Genomic DNA, 16,074 nt, shown 5'->3' with positions numbered 1-16,074 from the left:
ACGTTTAGCTATAGCTGTTGATCGATGAAGAATTCAGAGTAGAAGCTGCGTATCCCACTAGTTTTGCAATAAGCGATATATAAAAACCATATATAGGCTCTATTTATATAGTATTTCCTGCTTGCTTGGCTGCCTTGTTAATGTGACTCCAACGATGTCCGGATCGAGACAGATTCGGCCTGTTGAGGAGCCTATTGATAGAGGTGCGCTTTGAAATCGAACAGCCAATCCCAACCCCTGCACTCGGTGGCAGTCTGTGCGGCGCCAAACCCAGACTTGCGAGCGTCCGATCTGTCGGTGCCGGACAGGGCCTGTGATTGCCATGCCCACGTTTACACCCGTAGCGGCGAATCCTTGCTGGTTGAACCGCGAAGCTATACCCCTGCATTAGCCTCGTTGGAGGATTACCGTGCGATGTTGTCCAGTCAGGGCATGTCACGGGGTGTCATTGTGCAACCCAGTGTTTACGGCACGGATAACAGCGTCACCCTGCAAGCGGTTCGGGCTGCTCCGGATAAGCTCAGGGCAGTGGTAACCGTCGATGACAGCACATCCTTCGAGCAACTCGAATCCCTACACCGGCAGGGTGCCCGTGGAGCGCGGATCAATCTGTTGTTTGCCGGCGGCGGCCAGCGGGAGCAGCTGCAAACGATTGCAGAAAGCGTTGCTGAATTTGGTTGGCACCTGCAGCTGCTCATCGATGTCTCCAACTTTGCCGATCTCTATTCAACGCTCGAAAAGCTGCCTGTCGATCTGGTGTTTGATCATATGGGGCATATGCCGGTTGCCAAAGGGGTCAACGATCCCGGCTTTGTGCAGATGTTGCGACTGATCGGAGAGGGTAAGGGCTGGGCCAAGCTGTCTGGCGCCTACCGCTTAACAGCCGAGCAGACAGCGCCCTATCAAGACGTGATGCCCGTGGCCAAGGCCCTGGTGGACTGCAATCCGCAGCGATTGGTGTGGGGTTCTGACTGGCCCCATCCCCAGATCCCAGTGCCGATGCCGACTGAAGCGGCGTTACTCAACATGCTACAGGACTGGCTACCGGAGAAGACGCTGCAGCATCAAGTTCTGGTGGATAACCCCAGCAGCCTTTACGGATTCGATAACGCCTGAGCCGACTTCTTACTCAGCGATCGCAGGAGAGATATATGAAATTAACCGACCTACAGCAGCAGATGCTAGAGGGTCAGCAGGGTGAATGCCGGGCCTGGGCGATGCGGTTTCTGGTTGAAACCGGACAAGCCCTGGGGGCCGACCAGCTGACTCCGATCCGCTATGCGTTCCTGATGGCCGATACCGATGCGATGGGCGAGGCCGGGATCAATTTTCTCGAACAGTTGGCCGAAACCGAACCGAAACAACGTCGTCCACGAGCCAGCCTTTTCCTGGAAAGCCGACAGACTTCATCGGAGCTGCTCAAGTTGGGACTGCCGGCGTGGTTTATGGCCCTCGATCAGCGACGGATGGCGGCGATTCGACGCTTGGGCTGCAATATGGATTACTCCCATGTTAACAACCACTCGGTCCCTGCACCTTGTTTCGGTGAGTCGATCGCAATGGGCTCGACTCCCTCGGCGATCTACGCCAACTCAGCACTGGGGGCACGAACCAATTTTGAGGCAGGGCCTGCAGGCCTGGCCGCAGCGATTGCCGGCTTTGTGCCGCGCTGGGGTCTGCATCTGGAGCTCAATCGCCGGCCCCAACGAGTCTTCGAAATACGTTGGACGCCGAAGAGTCTGGCCGAGTGGGGCGCACTGGGTGCGTTAATCGGCCAACAGCTCGACAGCGGCGAACAGATCCCGCTGATCCGCGGCGTCAGTCAACATCCGGGCGCCCTGGCGTTGAGCCATTTGGGTGCCTCTATGGCAGGCCATGGCGCGGTGGGTATGTTCCATATCGAGGGTGTGACACCGGAAGCGGAGCGCCATGACCACCAAACACTGCCGGTCCAGTTACTCGAATCTTCGGCCGTCGAACAACTACTGAGTACCGAAAGCATTCGGGATGAAGCGCTGGATCTGGTCGTTATCGGCGCCCCCCAGATGAGCTGGGAAGAGCTGTTGTATCTGGAGCATCTGCTGCACGGTAAGACAATCTCCTCATCGGTCACGATGTTGGCCTTTGTCGATCACGGCACCTTGGAAGCGGCACGGGTGATGGGCGTGGACAAGCGACTGAGGCAATCGGGTTGTCAGTTGCTGGATGGCATCGATTATTTCCAGTCCGGCTCGGAGCCGATTCGGCGTCAAAATGGCTGGCATGTCGCGCTGGCTCCCTCATTGAAACTCTCCAATATCCTCAATGGCGCCGGTTATCGTGCGGCATCGGCGGATCTGGAGAACTGTGTAAATTCTGCAGTCGCCGGGAGGGTCCTGTAATGGAGAAGCAGAGTAGTCAACGCAATCAGACCTTCATCAGCACCAAGCCGGGGCTCGGTGATGTGGTAGAAGGCCAGGCCTTGGTACTGAGTTCGGCTTTCTCAGCACGTTATGACCTGGATATCCGTAGCGGTGAGTTTCTTCGCCCAGGGATAGCCGAACCAGGTGTCAGCGTAGCCGGAAAAATTCTGGTCGTTGATCGCGCCAAGGGGGGCGTGGCGTCGTCCTGGCTGTTAAATGAGATGGTCCGTCTCGGAACAGCTCCGGCGGCACTGGTATTTAACCATGCTGGGCCAGTGATGATTCAAGCTGCGGTTTTTGCCGGAATTCCGTTATTACAAGCCTTCGAGTTCGACATTACCAAGAAGGTGGCTCAAGGGAGCCTGGTGCGCTTAGACCCGACTAACCGGACCCTGACCATTGAGCAAAGTGTCTAAACGATCAGAAAACCTCTTTGGGAGGTGATTTAACAACTTGTTGGAGTAACGATGTCTGGATCTCAACGACAACTGACCTTACGTTTCCTGGCCGAACCGGCCGATCAGAACTTCGGCGGTAAGGTGCATGGCGGTGCGGTGATGAAGTGGATCGACCTGGCGGCCTATGGCTGCGCTGCAGGCTGGTGCGGAAAGTACTGTATTACCGCCTATGCCGGTGGAATCCGTTTTGTTCAGCCGATTCATGTCGGCAACCTGGTTGAAGTCAGCGCCAAAGTCATTTTTACCGGGCGCACATCGATGCATATCGGTATCGATGTCAGGGCAGGCGATCCCAAACACCCGGAACGCCATCTCACCACCCACTGCATTGTCATTATGGTCGCGGTCGATGATGCAGGGCGCCCCTCCAAAGTGCCCGAGTGGGTGCCGGAAACGGAAGAGGATAAGCATCTGCACCAGTCAGCTATCCGTTTGATGGAGATGCGCAAAAAAATAGGTGCCGAGATGGCCGCTCATGTGCTGGACGGTAACAGCTCCAAGGTTTCCCCCCATTGATCCTGCAGCTCTAACAGGTAGGTTTTGAGTTCCTTGATAAAGTCCTGTGCCAACGGACTTACCTCGTTACCCTGTAGGTAAAGCAGTCCAAACGGCATCGAACGTGCGGGAATGAGCGGTCTCAAGCATAGGCCGTTCATATCCATGCCCTGCACCGAGAGCCGATCGATAACCGTGATGCCGGCTCCATTTCTGACCAGCTGGCACGCCACCGGCGAGGCGGCCGCTTCGATGGCGTAACTCATCTTGATACCGGCAGCGTGGAAAATATCGTCGAGCTGTTGGCGCAATAATAGTCCAGGGAAAAGACTGATCATCCGTTCCCCTTGCAAGTCTTCAGCACGGATCTCCGATTTCTGTGCGAGCCTGTGATCGCTCGGAAGTAGCACCTCCGCGCGGATGTTGTACAACGGCTCCGTGCGGATTGCGTCGTGTTTGATGGGGAGTGTGACCAACGCCACGTCATAGCGCTTGGTGGAGAGCCACTTTTCCATATCCCGTCGGCTAAGGGTATCAACCGACAGCTGTACATTTGGGAATTTGCTGGTGTACCGGGCGATAACCGGTGCCGCCAACCCCGGCGAAAGTCTTGGCATCGCAACGATGCGAAGCTTACGGAAACTCTGCTGCTTGATGTCGTTGACGATCTGCGGGATCTCATCGAACCCCTCCAGAATCCGCTGCGCTTCTTGAAAGAACAGCTTTCCCTCGTGGGTTAACTGCAGACTACGGCGGCTTCGATGGAACAGATTGAGTTTCAATTCAGCTTCCAAAACGGAAATGAGTCGGCTGACAGCGGGTTGGCTAAGACAAAGCGCCTCACCTGCGGAGGCCAGTGACCCCTTAGTTACGACCAAATAGAAAGCTCTTAACCCTTTGATATTCATTAAACAGCAAGCCTTATAATCAGTATTTGTTAACTATAGCTGCTTTCATTTCATTATTTTTATTTATTGGGCTTTGATAGCTTCAATGGCAACCGCTTCACGACGATGAGGCTGGATCAATACAACAACAAACAGATCCTAATAGCAGGAGTTGATCATGGTTACCTTGGGTTTACCAAAGCTTGTCCTATCAGCATCTATGGTTGTTAGCCGTCAGCGCCAACAAGCCTCTGTGACCGGCAGCCAGTTAGTTTGTATCGGGCTGGTAGTTGTCATTCTCGACCTGCTGTTTTTCCTGGCCAATAACTCCGAACCATTTACGCGAATCCATTGGTTTTTAAGCGGATTGGGGTTGGCCATGATGCTGACCGGCGTGTTAAGCGAGCAAAGAACCCTGAGCCGGTTAACCAATTCTTGATCCAGTTCTCACTAATCGCTTTTTTGATATCCAAAACTCCTGCCAAAAACTCCATATCCTGAGCTCATTCAAGGGTAGAGAACGTCGCGCGGGATGAATCTGTCGAGGAATAACAATGATCAAAAAAATCATGATGGTAACCGCTTGTTCATTAAGCATTTCGGCCGGAGTTTCGAGTCCGGCCTGGGCAACACAGACAGAGGCCGTCAGCGTGTTTGAATCATCCGTCTACCGTGATCTGTTTGGCACACCCGCAATGCGGACGGTGTTCTCCGATCGGGCAATGGTGCAGAAGTGGTTAGACGTTGAAGTTGCTCTGGCTAAGTCTCAGGCCGAACTGGGCATGATCCCCGCCAGTTCCGCTCAAGCCATTGCTGAAGTAGCGAAGTTAGAGAATATCGACTTCGACAAACTCAGAGCCAAAACCAATAAAGTGGGCCGGGGCGTTAACCCGCTGCTGGGACAGTTGCGTAAAAAAGGCGGCAAAGCCGTATCCGAATACCTGCATTTTGGTAGCACCACCCAGGACATCATGGATACTGCGACGGTGTTGCAAATCAAGGAGGGAACAGCACTGATTCGTCAGGAATTGATCAGTTTGATGCAACAGCTAGCTGATAAAGCCGATCAGCATAAGGCAACCGTCATGCTGGCACGCTCCAATGGACAGGATGCGGTGCCCACTACCTTTGGTCTTCACCTGAGCACCTACATGATGGAGCTGTATCGCCACCTCGAACGGCTTGACGAAGCAAGCTCAAGGTTACAGGCGCAGATCGGTAGCACCGTGGGCACTCTGGCTCCTTATGGTGACAAGGGTATCCAGCTTCAGGAATCCGTCGCAGACCGCCTGGGGCTGCAATTGCCGATAGCACCCTGGAACCCGAGCCGAGATGTATTTGCCGAGATGGTTCAAACGCTGGCATTGATCGATGCCACCCTGGGACGGGTAGCGATCGACGTCAATAACCTTAGCCGAACCCAGATCGACGAGTTGAAGGAAGGTGAGGGCGGCGCAAGCAGCACCATGCCCCAGAAACGCAATCCGCGGGCTTCGGAATTCATGGGCGGATTCTCTCGAATGGGCAAAATGTACAACTCGGCGGCGCTGGACATGATGAGCCATAGCGATACCCGCCAGGGTTCACCCTGGATCCTCGAGTGGTCGGTCATCCCCGAGTCCTTTATGGTTACATCAGCCTCGATCGAACGCGCTCAACGTTTATTCGACAAACTGATCGTGAAGCCGGATAACATGAAGCGTAATTTCGATACGGCCAATCGGTTTGCGATGTCGGAAGCCGTCATGAATGCGCTGGCGGCTAAGATCGGTAGAGGTGAAGCGTATAAGATCGTCAAAAAGGCGATCAAAGGATCCGCACCTGGCGATACCTTAGCGATGGTTATCGACAAGACGCCTGCGATTAAGCAGCACTTGGATCAGGCATCGATCGAAAGTCTGTTGCAACCGGAGAACTACGTCGGCTCGGCACAACATATCGTTGAACGGTCGGTGAAAAAGGTACGTGGCGTGAACTAAAAGGTTACTAGGTGAGCACAGACCCCTTGTCTGTGCTTTTGCCTATGTTTGTACTTGGAAATAACAACAAAAACAGGCGGTTTGATGCGAACGTTAATTCCTAAGTCGATACTCCACCTACTGTTGGTTCTTTGCTTGTCTATTTCCTTGGGGCCAATATCCCAGGCGAGCGCCTTTCCGCAGCGTCCCATCAATCTGATCGTTCCGTATAAAACCGGTGGTGGCACCGATCTGTATGCCAGGGCACTGGCCGTGGAACTTCGAAAGGTTCTCAATGTGCCTGTCGTGGTGGTCAACCGACCAGGGGGAAGCGGCATCGTCGGTGCTGTTGCCGCGGCCAAGTCGCCTGCCGATGGGCATACTCTCCTAGTGGCCTCTGCTGGCTCGTTGCTGCTCTCATCCATGCTCAAACCACTGCCGGTTAACCTGAGTGACTTCCAACTGTTGGGGCAGGTTGGCCGCCTGACTCCGGCATTGATGGTGCCGGCTGACAGCGCAATCAACGATGTTGGATCACTGGTTGCCATGCTTAAGCAAAATCCGGGCAAGCTGCGCTGGTCCCACCCGGGGCGGGGAGGCGTGCATCACACGGCAGGCCGGGCATTTCTGTATAAGAACGATTTACAAGCGCGTGATGTTCCCTTTAGCGGCGGCGCTCCTGCTCGCTCTGCACTGATTAGTGAACAGGTGGGCTTTGCGGTGATTGGAATTCAGCAGGCCTTTAAGTTTGAGAGCCTGATAAAACCAGTGGCGTTGTTGGCAACCGGGCGCGATCGGGTGCAGACCGCGGTACCTTCGTTGCAAGAAACCGGACTGGAATTTGCCGATCTGAGCTCACCGATCGTGGTGTTAGCGCCGGGGCGCACGGCAGCCCCAATTGTTAATCAACTGGTCGAGGCTTTGAATCAGGCGGTGCTATCCCCGGACTACACCAAGGCACTTCATCGCCAAGGGATGAGTGTTTTCTATGCCGGTCCACAGGAAGCCTCCGCTCGCTTGACCTCAATGGAACAAGAAAACCTCGAGCTGATCACCGATCTCAAAAAATAAACCGGGCATGAAATGGGATGATCTGCGTATGCTGACGTAAATTCAGGCAAACCCAATACCTTGCTTAATTAAACATTGACTGATTCCGTAGGCTTAACTATAACGTTTTTGTCTAGCTAAACATGGCCAGTTGGTGGAGTGCCGGGATGAATATTCGTCAGCTCAATTATTTTATCGGTATCGTCGAGGAAGGAAGTTTTCTCAAAGCCTCTCGCAAGTTGCGCATTGCCCAACCGGCACTGAGCCAGCATATCGTCAACCTCGAAGGCGAGCTGAATACGCCGCTACTGATACGCAGTCCGCGCGGTGTCACACCAACCGCCGCCGGTGATGTGCTCTACATGCACGCCAAGAAGATCGCCGCCCAGCTCAAACAAGCCAAGGATGATGTGCTGTTTGAAGCCAATACCCCCAAAGGCGAGGTGGCACTGGTGCTGCCACCGATGCTAGCCCCCCATGTGGCGCCTAAATTGATCAAATCGGTCGACAAAGAGTACCCCGATATCCAGCTGCGGATTATCGAAGCACGAAGCCTGAAAGGACACACTTTGATCGAAAGCGGGCGTGCCGATCTGGGGGTGCTTGCCAGTGAAACACCGTCCAACAACATCAACGGTATCGTGCTGTACCGCGAGCCGTTGTATCTGGTTGAGCGACTTAAAGAGGGAGAGCAGCAGGATGACAGCCTGCAGATCGGTTTCCGCGAGCTGAGTCGTAAACCACTGGTTGCCAGCCACAAGAAACACGCAGTTCGTGCGCTGGTAGAAAAGACCGCGGCCGAGAAAAAGCTTCCGCTCAATATCAAGGTCGAGGCGGAATCGGGACGACTGCTGCGCAGCTATGTTCGTGATGGCGTGGCGGCAGCCGTATTACCCTGGTCATCCCAGCATCATATGTGGCTGGATGGAGAGGTCTCAACCCGAAAGATCGTCAAACCCGACCTTGAGCGCTTGATCTACCTGGCCTGGCCCAAGGGCTTTCCGTTGAATGCCGCCTGTAATGTGGTCAAGTCCATGCTGCACGATTCAATCTATTCACTCTATCAACAGGGAATCATCCGAGGCGAGTGGATCGAACCGCAGCAGAACGACGCTGATCCGGAATGATCAGCGTCTCCAATGCCACTGTTTACCAGCTGTTTTTCTGAGCCGCATCCCGCAGCGACTTCGAGGCGTTCCACCAACGCGGACCCTGGGTTCGGGCCAGCTCGTCGATCTGCTTTTCTACCTGCGCTAATCCCCAACAGCTCGCCAGTTGCATCGGTCCGCCTCGATGCTTGGGAAACCCGTAGCCGTGGCAGTAGACCAGATCGATATCGGCAGCACTGGCGGCAATACCTTCGTCCAGAATATGGCCTGCTTCGTTGATAAGCGCCAGCATGCAACGCTGAACGATCTCTTCCGTATCGATTGAGCGTTGCTCAACCCCTTGCTCAGTGGCGATCGTCTTGATCAGTTCCAATACCTCAGGATCATCCTGATTGGCGGTTGAGGAGGCATCATAACGGTAGAACCCAGCGCCACTCTTGCGCCCTTTGCGATCTGACTCGACCAGTCGATCATGAATCAGAAAAGCCCGTTGTTCGTATTTCGATTCATCCAGTGAGCGACGCATTAGATAGCCGATATCCAGACCTGACAGATCGGCCACCGCTAACGGCCCCATGGCCATGCCGAATTGATACAGGGCGTTATCGATCTGGCTGGGTTTGGCGCCTTCGAGCATCAACAGCCCCACTTCACGCTGGTAACTCTGGTACATCCGATTGCCGATAAAACCGTGGCAAACGCCGGCGGTCACCGACACCTTGCCCAGCCGTTTAAGCTGTTGCAGCACACTGGACATGGCAACGTCGCTGGTCCGGTCTGCTTTGATCACTTCGACCAGTTTCATGATGTTAGCCGGGCTGAAGAAGTGCAGGCCCAAAACCTGTTGCGGTCGTGACGTTACGGCGGCGATCTGGTTGATGTCCAGGTAAGAGGTGTTGGTAGCCAGAATCGCATCGGGCTTGCAGTGCCGATCCAGCTGCTCGAACACCTGCTGTTTGACCTCGAGCTTTTCGAACACGGCCTCGATCACCAGGTCGATCCGGGCCAGTTGGGCGTAGTCGGTCGTACCCTGGATGAGTTCGCGACGCTGCTCGGCTTCGTCCTGGCTGCATTTGCCGCGCTTGACGGTGGCAGCATACTGGCTGGCGATCCGGTCCATTCCCCGAGCCAACGCCTGCGGATCAATTTCCAGCAGCGTGACAGGGATACCGGCATTGGCGAAGCTCATCGCAATACCCGTGCCCATGGTGCCGGCCCCGATTATCGCAACACAGTTGATAGGCCGGGCCTGGGCCGTACCCACACCGGTATTTCGTAAAGCACGCCGCTCGGCAAAGAACAGATGCTGTAGTGCCTGTGATTGATCCGAGCCTCGCAGTGACAGGAACAGTTCACGCTCTCTAGCGATACCCTGATCAAAGGGAAGGCTGGTGGCAGCTTCGATCGCATCAATACAGGCTTGGGGTGCGTCGACGCCCCGTTGCCGTTTGGTGTAGCGTTCACGCCACTGATCATAAAGCCCTGCATTCGGGGCGGTGGCTGAACGCAAAGACAGGCGTCGGTGACTGGTTTCGGACAGATCTAGGTGCTGGGCAAAATCGAGCGCATACTCAAACAAGTCGGCGAGCGGGTTTTCTGTGCTGAGTTGGCATAAGCCGTCGATCAGGCCGGATTCGAGTGCTTTTTCGGCACTGACAGGGTCTCCGCTGACGATCATGCTTAGGGCGGCTTCTGCACCCAGTAGGCGCGGCAGTCGTTGGGTTCCACCGGCACCTGGAAGCAGACCTAATTTGACCTCTGGCAGGCCTAACCTGCTACCAGCCAATGCAATGCGATAGTGGCAAGCCAGAGCAATCTCCAGTCCGCCTCCTAGTGATTGGCCGTGAATAACTGCAGTCACCGGCTTGTGGCTGGCCTCAATCGCTGCGGTGACTTCGGGCAAGTGGGGTGGTTGTGGTTGCTGGCTGAACTCGCGTACATCCGCACCGGCCATAAAGGTTCTACCTCGGCAGATCAAAATCGCTCGATCCACCGCATTGTTATCTTCAATCTGTTCGATGGCTTCAACCAGTCCGCTACGAATCTGGCTGGAGATTGCATTGACCGGCGGATTATCAACCTGAATAACCGCAACGTTAGCTCGAATTTCTATTTCCACTACCGCCATTGATGCCTCTCCTGAGTTGGTTTTTGGGTTCAATTACCGTTGTTACACCTAAGCTGGCAGCAGGTTAGCAGAGCTGTAGTGGCTATAAGAAATACTTAAAAGGTGAACTTATTATCGGAAAAAAGTATTGATAACAGCTAACAACAGTTAACTGATTGACTCGGCTAGATTCGAAACCAGATATAAGAAAAAAGGATAGCTGATCTATCTATTAAATATTTTTCATATACATAACGCTCCGTTAGGGTGAAACCTGAATTCGGCATCGGAATCGGGTTGTTCACTCCACCTTTACGATGCTTTCTCAAATAAGACCGGATAGGCATCGGAGGTTAAATTAATGAATTTGGGGAGCCTGATTACACGTAGCGCACGATTCTGGGGCGATCAACTCGCGGTTAAAGATGAACGTAAATCTTTGACCTATCGTGAGCTGGACCAGCGCAGCAACCAGCTAGCCAATGCCCTGCAGAGCCTGGAACTTTTTCCCGGTGACCGAGTAGGTGTTTTGGCATGGAACCGTGCCGAGATCATCGAGGTGGAAGTGGCCCTCTATAAGGGTGGTTTTGTTCGAGCCCCGATCAACGCCCGGCTGTCCGATACCGAGGCGGTTCATGTTTGCAACGATGCGCAGGCCCAGGTACTGATCGTTGATCCCGAACACCTCGACGCAGCTAAGCTGGCGCTGGACAGCAGCGACAGCGTACGTCGCATTCTGGTGATGGGCGACAGTGATCTGGTTGATCCGAAGGACAGCTACGAGCAGACACTTACCGCCGCCTCCAGTGAGACCGTGGCGGAAGAGATGGAACCCGAAGATCTCGCGGTACTGCACTACACCTCGGGTTCTTCCGGGGTGCTAAAAGCCGCGATGCAGACGGTGGGAAATCGCCACTCGGTGCTGCAAAAGCTGATCTATCGCGGCCAGCTGCATGCCGATAGTCAGGAAATTTGTATCCATGTCGGGCCGATCACCCACGCCTCCGGCATGTCGATTATGCCGCTGCTGTCCCAGGGACACTGCAATCTGTTGATGTCACGGTTTGATGCCGACGATTTCCTGGCCACTGTCGAGCGTGAGCAGGCAACCCAGACCTACCTGGTGCCGACGATGATCAATCGTATTCTTAGTTCGCCCAACAGAGATCGCTACGACATTAGCTCGTTGAAGATGATCCGTTACGGTGCCGCGCCAATTTCACCGGCACGCTTGAAAGAGGCGATCGAGTTCTTTGGCCCGATTTTGAATCAGGGCTACGGTGCCGGTGAAACCTGCTCTTCTGTCTGCGTACTGACCGAAGCGGATCACGCCAGCGCCCTAAACGGCCACCCGGAGCGCCTGTCATCCTGTGGCCGACCTCTGTTCGCGACCGAGGTCAAAATTGTCGACGACGCGGGCGTTGAACTGCCGGTTGGAGAAGCCGGTGAGATGGTAATTCGTGGCCCGGATGTGATGAAGGGGTACTGGAATGCACCTGATCTGACCGAAGAAGTGCTCAAGGATGGTTACTACCACACCGGCGACATCGCCTACGCCGACGAGCAGGGCTACCTGTTCATCATCGATCGCAAGAAAGACATGATCGTCGCCGGCGGGTTCAACGTTTATCCCAACGAAGTCGAGAATGCCCTCTACCAACATCCGGATGTGTTCGAAGCCTGCGTGGTCGGCGCGCCAGATCCCGACATGGGCGAGTCGGTGAAAGCCGTCGTTGTGCTCAAGCCCGGTGCCAAAACCAGCGCTGAATCCCTGATCAATCACTGCGCCGAGCTGCTTGGACGCTTCAAGAAGCCCAACTCGGTGGAGTTCGAATCCGAACTGCCCAAAAACGGCAACGGCAAAATTCAGCGCCGCGAAGTTCGGGATCGTTATTGGCAAAACAGCGAACGCAAAGTTTAACGGCAGCAGGAGTAAACGCGATGAATACCCCCATCAATACCGGCATGGGCGCTGAAGCCTTCCAAGAACTGCGCCGTAAAATGAATGACTTTATTCAGAATGAGCTGATTCCGCTGGAGCAGGAACAGGGTCTCAATCATGAGACCTGCTTCTCACGGGAACTGCTGCAGTCGATCTGGCAGCGCTCCCACGAGCTAGGGATTTACGGTTGTAATCTGGCGGTCGAGTTTGGCGGCCAGGGATTATCGATCTCGCAGCTGTGCATCCTGAAAGAGGACGCAACGCGCTCCAATGCAGCGCTGTACGGCTGTGTTCTGGGAGAGAACGGTGGCCCGATGCGGATCGGCTATATCCTCAACCAAGCCAGCGAAGGCCAGCTTGAAGAGTTCTTTCTGCCGACCGCCCGTGGCGAACGGGCCGGCTGCTTCGCACTGACCGAACCCCAGGCCGGCTCCGATGCGACCCGGATTCAAACCCGCGCGGTTCGTGACGGTGACGACTATATCCTCAATGGCCATAAGCGATTTATCACCGCCTCACGCACCGCCGACTACGCCATTGTCATGGCGGTAACCGATCCTGAAGCCGGCACTGACGGCGTCACTGCCTTCCTGGTGGATGCTGATTCCGACGGCTACCAGATCAGCGGCGATTACCTGCCGATGTCGGGTCAGCATATCGACAACGACATCCTGCTGGAAAATGTTCGCGTCCCAGCACGCAACATTCTTGGCGGCCTGGGTAACGGATTCAAGCTGGGGATGAACCGGATCAACATCAACCGACTGCTGCAATGTCCGACGATGCTGGGCCACGCCCAATTCGTCTTCGATCGCTCGGTCGATTACGCCAATCGTCGCGAGCAGTTCGGCGGTCCGATCTCCCGTTTTCAGGCCATTCAGCATCAGCTGGCGGACATGCAAACCGCGCTGTTTGCCTGCCGCAGCATGATCACCGCCGCAGCGGCCAAAGCAGACAGTGGCGAAGATATCCGTAACGAAGCCTCGATGTGCAAGGTGTTTGTCGGCGAAAACGCATTCCAGATCGCCGATAAAGCCGTACAGATTCACGGTGCCGTGGGACTGACCAAAAATGATCCGGTGGAGTGGGCGTTTCGTCGTTTACGGATGTTCCGGGTATTGACCGGCTCCAGTGAAATTCAACGCAACACCATCGCCAAGGGCATCAACAAAGCCTGGCGCCAAGCCCAAGACGCTTAACGGGGGAGATTACCGATGAATCAATGGTCCTTTTTGAACGGCATGCGCATCATCGACCTGTCCCGGCTGCTGCCCGGGCCGATGACAACCCAACTGTTGGCCGACCTGGGTGCCGAGGTGGTCAAGATCGAGGAACCGAAGGAGGGCGATACCGGACGGGTGCTGGGCAAGGACATGTTCGCGCGTCTGAACCGGAATAAAAAATCGCTGACCTTGAATCTGAAAACCGATCAAGGCAAGGCGCTGCTGCGCCAGCTACTGGCCAACGCCGATGCGCTGGTGGAAAGCTTCCGTCCCGGGGTCATGGATCGATTGGGGTTCTCCTATGAGGAGGTCAAAGCGATCAATCCACGACTGGTCTACTGCTCGTTGAGCGGTTTCGGCCAGACCGGCCCCTATGCCAATCGCGCCGGCCACGATATCGATTTCCTGGCGCTGTCGGGTTATTTCGGGGTGCCATCCCAGGTCAACGACAAGATTGCCCGCCCCAAGATCCGTCTGAGCGATTACGCCGGCGCGATGTATGCCGCACTGTCGCTCTCGGTGGCGATGGCTAGCGCCAAAGAACGCGGTGAAGGGCAATACATAGATGCTGCGATCACAGATGCAATCTTGGCCTGGACCGCACCGCTGGTTCGCGTTGCCCACGAGGTTTGTGAAGGTGATCCGGATCGTATGCCCTTTGTAATGCCCGACAATGACATCTTTGAGACCTCGGATGGCGAGCATATCGCGATCGGCCTGTTTGAGAACAAGTTCTGGGGCCAACTGGTTGAGCAGTTCTCGTCTGAACTCCCTGCGCTGGCTGATCAACGCTTCGCCACTAAGGGCGGACGTAATCAACACAAAAGCGAAGTCCACGGTCTGCTGAGCGAGCTATTCCGCTCCCGTAGTTTCGAGCAGTGGAATCAACTGCTGGAACAGACCGATCTGCCCTGGGCACCGGTATGGCGTGATATGCGACTGTTCGACGATCCCCATATCCAAGCTCGAGGCCTGATGCAGTCACTGACCTCCAGTGACGGCAAAGAGGAGAGCTTTCAGGTCCGTTATCCGGTCAAGTTCTCGGCGGGCCTGGATGACCTGCGTGCTGGGCCGCCGTCCAAGGGGGAACATACCGACGAGATTCTGGCAAACCTGGGATTGGCTGATTCTGACATCGCGGTATTGCGCGATAACGGCATCGTGTAGGAGCAGGGCGGATGAACGAAGTCTATATCTGCGATGCGATCCGAACACCCTTCGGCCGCTATGGTGGCGGGCTATCAAGCGTGCGTGCCGATGACCTCGGCGCGTTACCAATCAAGGCGCTGATGGAGCGAAACCCGGACATCGACTGGCAGCAGCTCGACGAGATTTTCTACGGTTGTGCCAATCAGGCCGGTGAAGATAACCGCAACGTTGCCCGGATGTCGGCGCTGCTGGCAGGTCTGCCGGAGACGGTGCCCGGCGTCACCCTGAATCGTCTTTGCGGCTCCGGGCTGGATGCCGTCGGCACGGCGGCGAGGGCGATCAAGGCAGGAGAGGCCCAGCTGGTCATTGCCGGTGGAGTTGAGTCGATGTCACGGGCGCCTTTTGTGATGGGTAAGGCCGAAACAGCCTTCAGCCGTAACCCCAACGGACTGGAAGATACCACTATCGGCTGGCGCTTTATCAATCCGAAGATGAAGGCGGACTACGGAGTCGATTCGATGCCGGAGACAGCCGAGAACGTGGCCGAGCAATTCTCGATTTCACGCCAGGACCAGGATCAATTTGCCCTGCGAAGCCAGCAAAAGACCTCAATCGCCCAGGCAGAGGGCATTCTGGCCGAAGAGATCGTGCCCGTATCGATTCCACAGCGTAAGGGCGGCCCGGTTTGCATTACCGAAGACGAGCACCCTCGTGCCAGCACCACGCTGGAGGGACTGGCAAAACTCAAGGCACCATTCCGCGAAGGCGGCTCGGTCACTGCCGGTAACGCTTCAGGGGTTAATGATGGGTCTTGCGCCTTGTTACTGGCTTCGGCAGCGGCGGTAAAGGAGCATGGTTTGACCCCGAAAGCCAAAGTCATCGGGATGGCGACCGCCGGCGTTGCCCCGAGGATCATGGGCTTCGGTCCTGCTCCTGCGGTGCGCAAACTGTTAAAACAAACCGGGCTAAGTTTGGATGACGTGGATGTGATCGAGCTGAACGAAGCCTTTGCCGCCCAAGCATTAGCCGTGACACGGGATCTGGGAGTAAAGGATGATGACCCGCGGGTCAATCCCAATGGTGGCGCAATCGCGTTGGGGCATCCATTGGGTGCCAGCGGTGCCCGGTTGGTCACAACGGCAACCTACCAGCTCCAACGAACCCAAGGTCGATACGCGCTCTGTACGATGTGTATCGGTGTGGGGCAGGGAATTGCTCTATTGATCGAAAGAATCTGACTGATAACACACCACGTTAGCTCGCAAGGCACCTTAGGTTCTAAACTTTGTAGGGG

At 55.4% G+C, this 16,074-nt stretch carries 14 protein-coding genes; 12 read left to right on the top strand and 2 right to left on the bottom strand.

Annotation, left to right across the window (positions count from 1 at the left end; translation table 11 throughout):
* The first annotated feature begins 210 nt into the window (after positions 1-210).
* From DV711_RS03400 to DV711_RS03385, 4 genes are read left to right on the top strand one after another with little or no spacing between them, the layout of a single operon-like run.
* Positions 211-1,116, top strand: coding sequence for an amidohydrolase family protein (locus DV711_RS03400; RefSeq protein WP_114694232.1), 906 nt, complete (start codon positions 211-213; stop codon positions 1,114-1,116).
* Between the two features lie 35 nt (positions 1,117-1,151).
* A complete protein-coding gene (locus tag DV711_RS03395; protein ID WP_114694231.1) occupies positions 1,152-2,381 on the top strand; it encodes an aconitase X in 1,230 nt (409 codons plus the stop codon).
* On the top strand, positions 2,381-2,818 hold the full coding sequence (locus DV711_RS03390; protein WP_114694230.1) for an aconitase X swivel domain-containing protein: 438 nt from the start codon (positions 2,381-2,383) through the stop codon (positions 2,816-2,818). Before DV711_RS03395 ends, DV711_RS03390 begins: the two co-directional genes overlap by 1 nt.
* Positions 2,819-2,869: 51 nt before the next feature.
* Positions 2,870-3,376 carry an acyl-CoA thioesterase gene (locus DV711_RS03385; RefSeq protein WP_114694229.1) on the top strand — a complete coding sequence of 169 codons (507 nt, stop codon included), beginning with the start codon at positions 2,870-2,872 and terminating at the stop codon, positions 3,374-3,376.
* Here the strand turns inward: DV711_RS03385 and DV711_RS03380 are convergent.
* Positions 3,334-4,263 (bottom strand): LysR family transcriptional regulator, encoded by a 930-nt coding sequence (locus DV711_RS03380; RefSeq protein ID WP_114694228.1) that lies wholly within the window; start codon positions 4,261-4,263, stop codon positions 3,334-3,336. The genes DV711_RS03385 and DV711_RS03380 overlap by 43 nt on opposite strands.
* A 157-nt stretch (positions 4,264-4,420) precedes the next feature.
* On the opposite strand from DV711_RS03380, the gene DV711_RS03375 reads away from it, so the two are divergent.
* The 4 genes from DV711_RS03375 (at position 4,421) to DV711_RS03360 (ending at position 8,377) form a co-directional block, all read left to right on the top strand.
* Positions 4,421-4,681: a hypothetical protein gene (locus tag DV711_RS03375; RefSeq protein WP_114694227.1), complete on the top strand. Its 261-nt coding sequence runs from the start codon at positions 4,421-4,423 to the stop codon at positions 4,679-4,681.
* Positions 4,682-4,892: 211 nt separating this feature from the next.
* On the top strand, positions 4,893-6,221 hold the full coding sequence (locus DV711_RS03370) for a class-II fumarase/aspartase family protein (RefSeq protein WP_165839986.1): 1,329 nt from the start codon (positions 4,893-4,895) through the stop codon (positions 6,219-6,221).
* Positions 6,222-6,305: 84 nt separating this feature from the next.
* Positions 6,306-7,271 carry a tripartite tricarboxylate transporter substrate binding protein gene (locus tag DV711_RS03365; protein WP_114694225.1) on the top strand — a complete coding sequence of 322 codons (966 nt, stop codon included), beginning with the start codon at positions 6,306-6,308 and terminating at the stop codon, positions 7,269-7,271.
* Positions 7,272-7,417: 146 nt separating this feature from the next.
* Positions 7,418-8,377: a LysR family transcriptional regulator gene (locus DV711_RS03360; protein WP_165839985.1), complete on the top strand. Its 960-nt coding sequence runs from the start codon at positions 7,418-7,420 to the stop codon at positions 8,375-8,377.
* Positions 8,378-8,399: 22 nt separating this feature from the next.
* Here the strand turns inward: DV711_RS03360 and DV711_RS03355 are convergent, their stop codons facing one another.
* Positions 8,400-10,487 (bottom strand): 3-hydroxyacyl-CoA dehydrogenase NAD-binding domain-containing protein, encoded by a 2,088-nt coding sequence (locus tag DV711_RS03355; RefSeq protein WP_114694223.1) that lies wholly within the window; start codon positions 10,485-10,487, stop codon positions 8,400-8,402.
* Between the two features lie 340 nt (positions 10,488-10,827).
* On the opposite strand from DV711_RS03355, the gene DV711_RS03350 reads away from it, so the two are divergent.
* The 4 genes from DV711_RS03350 to pcaF are packed head-to-tail and all read left to right on the top strand — an operon-like array spanning position 10,828 to position 16,018.
* The gene (locus DV711_RS03350) at positions 10,828-12,387 is read left to right on the top strand and encodes a class I adenylate-forming enzyme family protein (protein WP_114694222.1); all 1,560 of its coding nucleotides are present in this window, start codon (positions 10,828-10,830) and stop codon (positions 12,385-12,387) included.
* Positions 12,388-12,407: 20 nt separating this feature from the next.
* On the top strand, positions 12,408-13,607 hold the full coding sequence (locus DV711_RS03345; RefSeq protein ID WP_207802521.1) for an acyl-CoA dehydrogenase family protein: 1,200 nt from the start codon (positions 12,408-12,410) through the stop codon (positions 13,605-13,607).
* A gap of 15 nt (positions 13,608-13,622) precedes the next feature.
* A complete protein-coding gene (locus DV711_RS03340) occupies positions 13,623-14,798 on the top strand; it encodes a CaiB/BaiF CoA transferase family protein (protein ID WP_207802520.1) in 1,176 nt (391 codons plus the stop codon).
* A gap of 11 nt (positions 14,799-14,809) precedes the next feature.
* Complete coding sequence (gene pcaF, locus DV711_RS03335; RefSeq protein ID WP_114694221.1) at positions 14,810-16,018, top strand: 3-oxoadipyl-CoA thiolase; 1,209 nt, start codon at positions 14,810-14,812, stop codon at positions 16,016-16,018.
* Positions 16,019-16,074: the final 56 nt, after the last annotated feature.

The sequence above is a fragment of the Motiliproteus coralliicola genome (assembly GCF_003345655.1).
GTDB lineage: Bacteria > Pseudomonadota > Gammaproteobacteria > Pseudomonadales > Balneatricaceae > Motiliproteus > Motiliproteus coralliicola.
Note: the sequence above shows the minus strand (reverse complement) of the source record. Positions and strands in the feature narration are given on the sequence as shown.

Bases quoted from the DNA above. Each gene is read 5' to 3' on its own strand.
- DV711_RS03395 (WP_114694231.1), top strand. From the start codon at position 1,152: ATGAAATTAACCGACCTACAGCAGCAGATGCTAGAGGGTCAGCAGGGT.
- DV711_RS03390 (WP_114694230.1), top strand. From the start codon at position 2,381: ATGGAGAAGCAGAGTAGTCAACGCAATCAGACCTTCATCAGCACCAAG.
- DV711_RS03385 (WP_114694229.1), top strand. From the start codon at position 2,870: ATGTCTGGATCTCAACGACAACTGACCTTACGTTTCCTGGCCGAACCG.
- DV711_RS03380 (WP_114694228.1), bottom strand. From the start codon at position 4,263: ATGAATATCAAAGGGTTAAGAGCTTTCTATTTGGTCGTAACTAAGGGG.
- DV711_RS03375 (WP_114694227.1), top strand. From the start codon at position 4,421: ATGGTTACCTTGGGTTTACCAAAGCTTGTCCTATCAGCATCTATGGTT.
- DV711_RS03365 (WP_114694225.1), top strand. From the start codon at position 6,306: ATGCGAACGTTAATTCCTAAGTCGATACTCCACCTACTGTTGGTTCTT.
- DV711_RS03360 (WP_165839985.1), top strand. From the start codon at position 7,418: ATGAATATTCGTCAGCTCAATTATTTTATCGGTATCGTCGAGGAAGGA.
- DV711_RS03355 (WP_114694223.1), bottom strand. From the start codon at position 10,487: ATGGCGGTAGTGGAAATAGAAATTCGAGCTAACGTTGCGGTTATTCAG.
- DV711_RS03350 (WP_114694222.1), top strand. From the start codon at position 10,828: ATGAATTTGGGGAGCCTGATTACACGTAGCGCACGATTCTGGGGCGAT.
- DV711_RS03345 (WP_207802521.1), top strand. From the start codon at position 12,408: ATGAATACCCCCATCAATACCGGCATGGGCGCTGAAGCCTTCCAAGAA.
- DV711_RS03340 (WP_207802520.1), top strand. From the start codon at position 13,623: ATGAATCAATGGTCCTTTTTGAACGGCATGCGCATCATCGACCTGTCC.
- pcaF (WP_114694221.1), top strand. From the start codon at position 14,810: ATGAACGAAGTCTATATCTGCGATGCGATCCGAACACCCTTCGGCCGC.